This is a genomic window from Nocardiopsis salina YIM 90010, from assembly GCF_000341025.1.
In the GTDB taxonomy this organism is placed as follows: domain Bacteria; phylum Actinomycetota; class Actinomycetes; order Streptosporangiales; family Streptosporangiaceae; genus Nocardiopsis; species Nocardiopsis salina.
The window spans coordinates 1-9,145 of the sequence record NZ_ANBF01000093.1 but is presented as its reverse complement, the minus strand read 5'-3'; the positions used below and the strand labels follow the sequence as shown (position 1 = coordinate 9,145).

Here is a 9,145-nt window from a genome sequence, read left to right as displayed (position 1 = left end):
CGGGCTGACCCGACCCGCACCGACGAACCCCCTTCCACCCCCGAGGCAACACCACACAACACCCAACACCCCAACCCCCAACCCCACACACCCCAGCCCCCACACCCAGAACACCCGCTCCCAGGAAACGCCACCTCTGAGCGAATCCGCCCCGAGGTATCACCACCCGCACCCGGAACCCGACCGCCTCACCAACGTCACTGAACCCACACCTGAGTCGCGCGGAACTCGGCCCGCTGAATCTGCTACCACTGCCCGTCCGGCCGGCGAGACCGGCCCGAGTACCAAGATCCCTGCCACTGGGGGCGGTGCGCTCGCGGGCGTGCGTGGGCGGACGCGTAGGGTGCGCGTATGAGTGGTGCGAACGATCCGGATTCCGTCACACCCCCGACCCCGTCGGCGATGCGCAGGGCCCTGGCCCGCGCGCGGGACGGCAAGACCCTGGACGCGACCGAGGCCGAGGTGCTCCTGCACGCGCGCGGCGAGGACCTCGAGACCCTGCTCGACCACGCCGGCCGTGTGCGCGACGCCGGCCTGGAGGCCCACGGACGCCCCGGGGTGGTCACCTACAGCCGCAAGGTGTTCGTCCCCCTGACCCGCCTGTGCCGCGACCGTTGTCACTACTGCACGTTCGCGACCGTGCCGGGCAAGCTCGACGCGCCGTTCCTGTCCCCGGACGAGGTCCTCGACATCGCCCGTGAGGGCGCCGCCATGGGCTGCAAGGAGGCCCTGTTCACGCTCGGCGACCGTCCGGAGGACCGCTGGAGCCAGGCTGCCGAGTGGCTGGGCGCGCACGGGTACGACGACACGCTCTCCTACGTCCGGGCCATGGCCATCATGGTCCTGGAGGAGACCGGCCTGCTCCCGCACCTCAACCCGGGCGTGCTCGGTTGGTCCGATCTGCAACGCCTCAAACCGGTCGCCCCGTCCATGGGGATGATGCTGGAGACCACCTCCGAGCGCCTGTTCACCGAGAAGGGCCGGGCGCACTACGGCAGTCCGGACAAGGATCCCGCGGTCCGCCTCCGGGTGTTGGAGGACGCCGGGCGTTCCAGCGTCCCCTTCACCACCGGGATCCTCCTCGGCATCGGCGAGAACCACACCGAGCGAGCCGNGCCCCCCCCGCCGATACGGCGGGATCCAGGAGGTCATCGTGCAGAACTTCCGCGCCAAACCGGCCACCGCGATGATGCACCGCCCGGACGCCGAGATCGACGAGATGGCCGCCACCATCGCCGTGACGCGCCTGGTCATGGGCCCCAAGGCGCACATCCAGGCCCCGCCCAACCTCATCGGCGGCGAACACGGCGGCCGTGACGAGTACGCGCTCATGCTCCGTGCGGGCATCGACGACTGGGGCGGGGTCTCACCGCTCACCCCCGACCACGTCAACCCCGAACGCCCCTGGCCGCAGATCGACGACCTGGCCGCCCGCACCATCGAGCACGGATTCACCCTGCGCGAGCGCCTCACCGTCTACCCCGAGTACGTGCGCGCGGGCGAACCGTGGCTGGACCCGCGCATCTCCGGCCACGTCGCCGCCCTCGCCGACCCCGACACCGGCATGGCCGCGGAGGACGCGACCGTGCGCGGCCGCCCGTGGCAGGAACCCGAGGCGGCGCTCACCTCCACCGGGCGCACCGACCTGCACACCGGGATCGATGCCGAGGGCCGTACCGCTGACCGCCGCGGGGACTTCGACGCGGTCTACGGCGACTGGGACGAGCTCCGTGCCGGCGTGGACCGCCAGGGTGCCGTGCCACGCAGGTTCGATCCGGACATCGCCGCCGCGCTCCGGGCCGCCGAGCACGACCCCGCCGGTCTCGACGACGACCAGGCGCTCGCCCTGCTGCACGCCGACGGACCCGAGCTCGAGGCGCTCACCGGCCTGGCCGACCGGGTGCGCCGCGACACCGTGGGTGAAGACGTCACCTACATCGTCACCAGGAACATCAACTTCACCAACGTCTGCTACACGGGCTGCCGCTTCTGTGCCTTCGCCCAGCGCCGCACCGATGCCGACGCCTACACGCTGTCCCTGGACCAGGTCGCCGACCGGGCCGAGGAGGCGTGGAAGGCGGGCGCCTCCGAGGTGTGCATGCAGGGCGGTATCCACCCCGACCTCCCCGGCAGTGCCTACTTCGACCTGGCCGCGGCGGTCCGCGAACGTGTCCCGGACATGCACGTCCACGCCTTCAGCCCGATGGAGGTCGTCAACGGTGCGGCCCGCACCGACCTCCCGGTGCGCGAGTGGCTGACCCGGGCGCGCGATGCCGGACTGGGGTCCCTGCCGGGCACGGCCGCGGAGATCCTCGACGACGAGGTGCGGTGGATCCTCACCAAGGGCAAGCTTCCCGCGCGGGAGTGGATCGACGTTGTGACCTCCGCCCACGACCTGGGTCTTCCGACCACGTCCACGATGATGTACGGCCATGTGGACTCGCCGCACCACTGGGTCTCGCACATCAAGCTCATCCGGTCGCTGCAGGAGCGCTCACTGGAACGCAACGGGGTGCGCGGGTTCACCGAGTTCGTGCTGTTGCCGTTCGTGCACACCAACGCGCCCATCTACCTCGCCGGGCTCGCGCGCACCGGGCCGACCGTGCGGGAGAACCGTGCGGTGCACGCCCTGGCGCGGTTGCTGCTGCACGGTGCGATCGACAACATCCAGTGCTCGTGGGTCAAGCTCGCCGAGGACACCTGCCGCCAGTTGCTGGCCGGCGGGGTCAACGACGTGGGCGGCACGCTCATGGAGGAGACGATCAGCCGGATGGCCGGTTCCGGCGAGGGTTCGTACAAGACCATCAGCGACATCCGGACGCTGGTGGAGCCCACGGGCCGTCCGCTGCGCCAGCGCACCACGCTCTACGGCCCGGTGAGCGAGGAGCGCAGCCGGGTGGCGGAGGAGAGCGACGGGGTGGCACCGAGCATCCTGCGTCCCAACCTGCCGCTGGTCTGACCCTCTGCACACGGGAGGGCGGGGCGCCGGGGGATCGGCGCCCCGCCCGTCGGGGGAAGGTCAGTTCAGGCGCGGGGCCACGGTGTCGGCGAACGCGTACCCGTTCGCGGCGTCCCAGTTGATCGACCAGGTCATCACGCCGCCGATCGGACCGTAGGCCGACTCGGGCGAGAACGAACCGCAGGAGGAACCCTCCTCCAGGCAGTCCAGGGCGTCGACGACACCCTCGGGTTCCAGGTGTCCGCCGCCGGCTGCGTCCTCCGTGGCGGGCAGGCCGAGGCCGACCTGGTGGGGTTCGAGGTCCATCTCCAACTGGATGCAGGCGAGTGCGGCCACGAAGTCGGAGGTGCCCTGCTCGTACACCGAACCGTCGCAGCCCTCCATCGACCCGGAGTTGTAGTACTGCATGTTCACCAGCGTGAGGATGTCGGAGATGTTCTCCGCGAGCTGGTAGTAGTCCTCGTCCGGGCTCTGGAAATCGATGGTCTGCGGCGCCATCGTGATGATCGGGTCGGTGTCGGCCAGGCCGTCGAGCTGTTGGAGGGCGTCGGTCATGTGCTCGGCGTCGATGCCGTGCTCGAGGTCGATGTCGACGCCGTCGAACCCGTAGTCCTCCATGAGCTCGTGGGTGGTCTCGGCGAAGTTCTCGGCCTGCTCGGGGTCGGTCACGTCGACGTGCCCGAGTTCACCGCCGACAGAGATGATGACGCTGGTCCCGGCGTCCTGCAGGGCGGTGAGGTCGTCGCGGAACTCCTCGTCGGTGTAGCCGTCGAGTTCGTCGCCGGCCACGTCGAAGGTGATGCCGCCGTCGAGTTCGGGGTGGTTGTCGGCGAAGGCCACGGCCACGAGGTTGTACTCCTCGGGCACGTCGACGAGCGGCATGACCGTGGACCCGTTGTCGAAGTTGTGCCAGTACCCGGTGAGCCACTGCCCGTCCTGCTGGGGTGCGGTGTCGGCGACCGTGTCGGCCTCCTGCGGCCCGGGGGTCTGGGCCGCGGCGACACCGGCGGCGCCGAGCGTGAGGGCTGCGGTCAGGGCGACGCCGGCGCGGACACCGGTCCTGTTCCTCTTGCGGTGTGTGCTCAAGGGGGTTCCTTCCGTCGAGCGGGGGACGAAGGGGGCTCGGAGAACCCGAAATTGTGAAGAAACCTTAGAGTTGTGTCATGTCGCGGGTCAACGGAAATCGGAAAGTAAGTTTGCTGTTTTGTTGGGGACGGAGTCCCAGGTTCATCCGCACCCGCGGTCACCCCCGTCAGTCCCCGTAGGTCCCTCCGCCCGAGTCCCGCAGGTCGAGGTCGTGGTTGAGCTTCTGGAAGACGTCGTGGTCGATCCGGCCCTCCCGGTACAGCGACTCGAGGCGGTCCCGGCGGGCCTGGATGATCTCTCCGTGCACCGCCACCCCGCTCTCGAAGCGCTGCCGGGCGCTGTCGTCCTCCGACATCAGCCCCTGGAGCTCCGAGAGGCGGCGCGAGTACACCGAACGCACGGCCTCGGCGGTCTTCTCGTCCACGGTCCCCGAGGTCTGCAGCTCGTCGACCTTCTGCAGGGCCGCGCAGCTCATCTCGTAGTCGGCGTCGAGCGCCTCGCGCTGCATCTGGTCGCTCTTGGTCAGCCCCAGCTTGCGCAGGAGCAGCGGCAGCGTCAGGCCCTGGAACATGAGAGTTCCGATGACGACCACCCCGGCGATGTAGATGAGGCCGCCCCGTTCGGTGAAGGGCTCCCCGCCGATCGTCGCGGGCAGGGACAGCGCGATCGCCAGGGACACCGCGCCCCGCATCCCGCTCCAGCCGATCACCACGCGTTCGCGCAGGTTCGGCACGTCCAGTTCCAGGCGGGGGAGACACTGTTGCAACGGGATCACCACGAGCACCAGTAGCATCCGCAGTGCCACCGCGACCAGTGTGACCACCAGCGCGACCCAGGTCAGCTGCCACATGGAGTAGTGCTCCTGCACCGAGGTCACCACAGCGTCGAGCTGCAGTCCGAGCAGGACGAAGAGCATCGCTTCCAACAGGCTCACGAGGGTCTTCCACACCACTTGCCCGGTCAGGCGCACCCGCGGCGGCAGCGGTCCCTCCCCGCGGCCGCCGAGCACGAAACCGGCGACCACCGCGGCCAGTACGCCGGAGAAGCCGGCCTTCTCCGCGGGGACGTAGGCCACGAAGGGGGTGATGAGCGCGACCATGAGCTGGATCGAGGGGTCGCGGAGCTTCGGGCGTACCCACAGGACGAACCAGGACACCAGCGCGCCGTGGACGAGCCCGCCGACGACCACCGAACCCAGCGTCACCAGGCCCTCGGCCGGCGGCAGCGGGTGCGCCATCGCGGTCACCGCCAGGCTGAACAGGGTCAGGGCCACCCCGTCGTTGACCAGGCTCTCGCCCTCCAGGATCGTCATGACCCGCCGCGGGGTGCCCACGCGCTTCAGGATCGCCGACGCGGAGACCGCGTCCGTCGGAGCCACGGCGGCACCCAGGGCGATGGCGGCCGGCCACTCGACGGCCGGGATCAGCAGGTAGATCACCGAGGCCATGCCGAACGCCGTCACCAGGGTGACACCCACCGACATCACCAGGATGGGCCGGAACAGGTTGCGCATGTCCTTCGGTGAGGAGAAGAACGCCGCGTTGTAGATCAGGGGCGGCAGGAACACCAGAAGGATCACCTCGGGGGTGATCGACAGCGAGTGCATCCAGGGCACAACGCCGAGCACGATCCCCAGCAGGACCAGCACGACTGCGCTCGGAACCCGCAGCCGGCCGGCCGCGAACTGCCCCACGATCACCGCGACCACCACGACCAGCGTCGCGATCACGTACTCCTCGACACCCACACGTTCTCCCGCCCGCAGGAACACTGGGAATTCAAATGGTGACCGTCAGTAGTATGGGCGGGGTCAGGGGCCGACCCGGCCCGGACACACGCGGGGCCGGACGCCGCACGCCCGGCCCCCGGCTCACCGTTCGGTGGGTGTCACCGCACCACGACGAAGTCGTCGGCCTCCCGGGGCGGACGGTCGGCNCCCACCGATCCCATCGGCTGCCAGTCCTCCGGCAGGTCCAGGACCTTGCGCACCACGTCGGCGCAGAACATCGTCGACGAGATCCACGCCGACCCCAGGCCCTCCATCGCCAGGGCCACGAGCAGGTTCTGCACACCGGCCCCCATCGCCACGTGGAACATCGTGCGCTCGGCATCGGCCCGCCGTGCGTCCGGGTAGGGGTGCGCGCCGTCGGCGACCAGGAAAGGCACCACCAGGCACGGGGCGGCCCGCAACACGTCCCCGCGTCGGGTGCGCCGTGTGATCTGCTCCTCGGTGAACCCGTCCGCGCGCAGGTCCGCGACCCAGGCCTCGAGCATCGAATCGAGCAGGCGCTCGCGCACCTCCGGCGACTCCACCAGCACGAACCGCCACGGCGTCGTGTGGTGGGGCGCGGGAGCCGTCACCGCAGAGGCCACGGCCTTGCGGACCAGGGCCGGGTCCACCGGGGTGTCGGCGAAGGAGCGCACCGTGCGGCGGGCCGGGACCACGTCGCGCGACCCGTACCGGAACAGGTCCGCGTCGGCCGGTCGTACCAGCGCCGCGGCTCCGGGCCCGTCCTCCTCGGTGACCATTTCTGCCAGGCCGCCGACGACCGCCACGGGGATGCCCGCTGTCTTGCCCTTGACGAGCTCCCCGGCGCCCGCGACCTCGTCGGCGACCGCGTTGACCGTGGCCTCCATGATCTGGCCGCTGTTGTCAGGGGTCCCGCGCAGGTCCTCCAGGGGGCGGAGCCCCGCCGCCCCGATGGCCACGTCGGTCTGTCCGATCCGCCAGGGCCGGCCGAAGGTGTCGGAGACCACGACCCCCACGTTCACACCGAGGCGCTCGCGCAGCCCCGCCCGCAACGCACGGGCGGAGGCGTCGGAGTCCTCCGGAAGCAGCAGCACCGTGCCCGGATCGATGTTGGAGGCGTCCACCCCCGCTGCCGCCATGACCAGACCCTGGCGGGTCTGCACGATGCGGGTGTGCCCGGCCCGGGCCACCACGCGTTCGGTCTCGGCCGTGATGGCGTCCTCGCGGTCCATGCGCCGCGAACGCCCCTCGGCCTTGCTCACGATCTTGGAGGTCACGACGAGCACGTCGCCGTCGGACAACGCGGTGCCCGAGGCGTGCACGGCGTCGGCGAGCACCCGAGCCAGGTCGTCGCCCTCCTGAACCTCCGGGACGCCGGCCAGTCCGCGCACGTGCAGTTCGGTGATCACCCGCGCGCCTCCGAGAGCTCGACGGCCAGGTCCACGGCGGCCCGGGCGAGCGCCTCGGTGGTTTCCGGGGCACTCATGTACAGGGGGCGGGAGCGCACCTCGATGCCCTCCACCTCGGTGCCGGCGTCGGCCTCGTCGACCAACCACCCGTCGAGCAGGTCCGCTCCCAAGTGCTCGGCGACGGCGCCGGCGTCGGTCTCGACCCCGATGGCGGACAGGCACGCGTCGGCCATCCCGCGCACGGGAGCACCGCCGATGATGGGGGAGACCCCGACCACCGTCTTCTTGGCCATGGCCTCGCGGATCCCGGGGACCTGGAAGACCGACCCCACACTCACGACCGGGTTCGACGGCGGCAGGATCACCGCGTCGGCCTGCGCGATCGCCTCCAGTACGCCGGGGGCGGGCTTCGCCGACTCCGCGCCCACCGACACGAACTGCCGCGCGGGCAGCTCGGCCCGGTGCCGGATCCACCACTCCTGGAAGTGGATCGCGCGCGTGCGGTCCTCCTCCTCGACGACCACGTGGGTCTCGATCTGGTCGTCGGTCATCGGAAGCAGCCGCACGCCCGGCTGCCAGCGGTCGCACAGCGCCTCGGTCACGGCGGACAGGGGGTACCCCGCGGCGATCATCTGCGCGCGTACGATGTGCGTGGCGGTGTCGCGGTCGCCGAGGCCGAACCACGTGGGTTTCATGCCGTAGGCGGCGAGCTCTTCCTTGACGGTGAAGGACTCGTCCTTCCTCCCCCACCCCCGGTCCTCGTCGATGCCGCCGCCCAGGGTGTACATCACAGTGTCCAGATCCGGACAGATCCGGAGCCCGAACAGTGTGATGTCGTCGCCGGTGTTCCCGATGACGGTGATGGAAGGGTCTGTGGTCTGCTCTTCGGAGGCCGGCGCGTCCGTTCCGAGAGCGGCCTTGAGGCCGCGCAGGAAGCGGGCGCCGCCGATACCGCCTGCCGGTACGACTATCCGCATGCGTCCAAGTCTGGCAGGCTGGTGCCGTGTATGGGTCGTCTGCCCCGTGGCGCGACCCGAGCGGCGTGTGACCGTACCGAGACGGGGGTTCGCGAACCCCGGTACGTCGGCCGCCATCCCACTTCACGGCCCGGAGTGTCCGGCTGTCCCCATTTCTGCCTGGACCCGGCCGATTCACCCGACTGTCCGACGATATGCCAAGCTTCCACCGACGCGACGGCGATGAAGCGGAAGAGGGGAACCTCTCTTGAACAACGAAACACTAGAACGCTTGCGCCTTCCCGCGGCGTGGGTCCTGATCGGTGCTGTCGGCGCCTCGATGCTGTCGGGGTTGATCGGCCTGATCTCGCGCTCCACCGCTTCCACCGGTGTGGGCTCCGAGTACGCCCCGGGCTTCCCGGGGGCGATGTCGAGCTCCGCCACGGACTTCTTCGGCCTCCACGTGCTGGTCCTGCTCGCGGCTGCTGTCGCCCTGGTGCTGACCAGTGAGCGCACGAGGCCCTCCGCTCTCCCGGTCGTCGTGACCGCCCTGGTCATGACGGGTGTGGGTCTGCTCTTCGCGCTGATCAACCTCATCACCGTGTTCATGCTGCACGCGGACGACATGGGTCTGGGCTTCTCCGGGTTCATCGGCCTGTTCGTGACCGGTGCCCCGCTGGCCGTGTTCGGGCTCTTCCTCCTGAAGGCCTTCAACGACCCGAACCTGGTCCCGCGTCCCGTCCCCCAGGCCGGCCAGTACAACCCGCAGGGCTTCCCGCCCGCGACCGGTGCCCAGCAGTCCTTCGCCGGCTACGGCCAGGACCCCTACGGCCAGCAGGCGTACGGGCAGGACCCGTACGGTCAGCAGCAGGCTGCGGCCTACGGCACGGGCGGCCAGCAGACGTACGACCCGAACGCCTACGGCCAGGCCTATGGCCAGGACCCCTACGGTCAGCAGCAGGCCGCCGCCTACGGGACCGGCGGC

General features: G+C 70.4%; 4 protein-coding genes and 2 pseudogenes. 2 read left to right on the top strand and 4 right to left on the bottom strand.

All coding sequences use genetic code 11. From position 1 onward, the window contains the following. The first annotated feature begins 402 nt into the window (after positions 1-402). Positions 403-2,959: pseudogene (locus D474_RS28265) on the top strand (bifunctional FO biosynthesis protein CofGH). Positions 2,960-3,019: 60 nt separating this feature from the next. On the opposite strand, the gene D474_RS0110510 reads toward D474_RS28265, so the two are convergent. The 4 genes from D474_RS0110510 to cofD form a co-directional block, all read right to left on the bottom strand. Continuing rightward, positions 3,020-4,045 (bottom strand): chitinase, encoded by a 1,026-nt coding sequence (locus tag D474_RS0110510; RefSeq protein WP_017613536.1) that lies wholly within the window; start codon positions 4,043-4,045, stop codon positions 3,020-3,022. A 166-nt stretch (positions 4,046-4,211) separates the two neighbouring features. Continuing rightward, on the bottom strand, positions 4,212-5,792 hold the full coding sequence (locus D474_RS0110505; RefSeq protein WP_026118362.1) for a Na+/H+ antiporter: 1,581 nt from the start codon (positions 5,790-5,792) through the stop codon (positions 4,212-4,214). A gap of 140 nt (positions 5,793-5,932) precedes the next feature. Next, a complete protein-coding gene (locus tag D474_RS0110500) occupies positions 5,933-7,204 on the bottom strand; it encodes a coenzyme F420-0:L-glutamate ligase (RefSeq protein ID WP_017613534.1) in 1,272 nt (423 codons plus the stop codon). Next, positions 7,201-8,181, bottom strand: coding sequence for a 2-phospho-L-lactate transferase (cofD, locus tag D474_RS0110495; RefSeq protein WP_017613533.1), 981 nt, complete (start codon positions 8,179-8,181; stop codon positions 7,201-7,203). Before cofD ends, D474_RS0110500 begins: the two co-directional genes overlap by 4 nt. Positions 8,182-8,428: 247 nt before the next feature. Between cofD and D474_RS0110490 the strand changes: the two are divergent. After that, positions 8,429-9,145, top strand: a pseudogene (locus D474_RS0110490) (DUF3824 domain-containing protein); the annotation flags it as partial.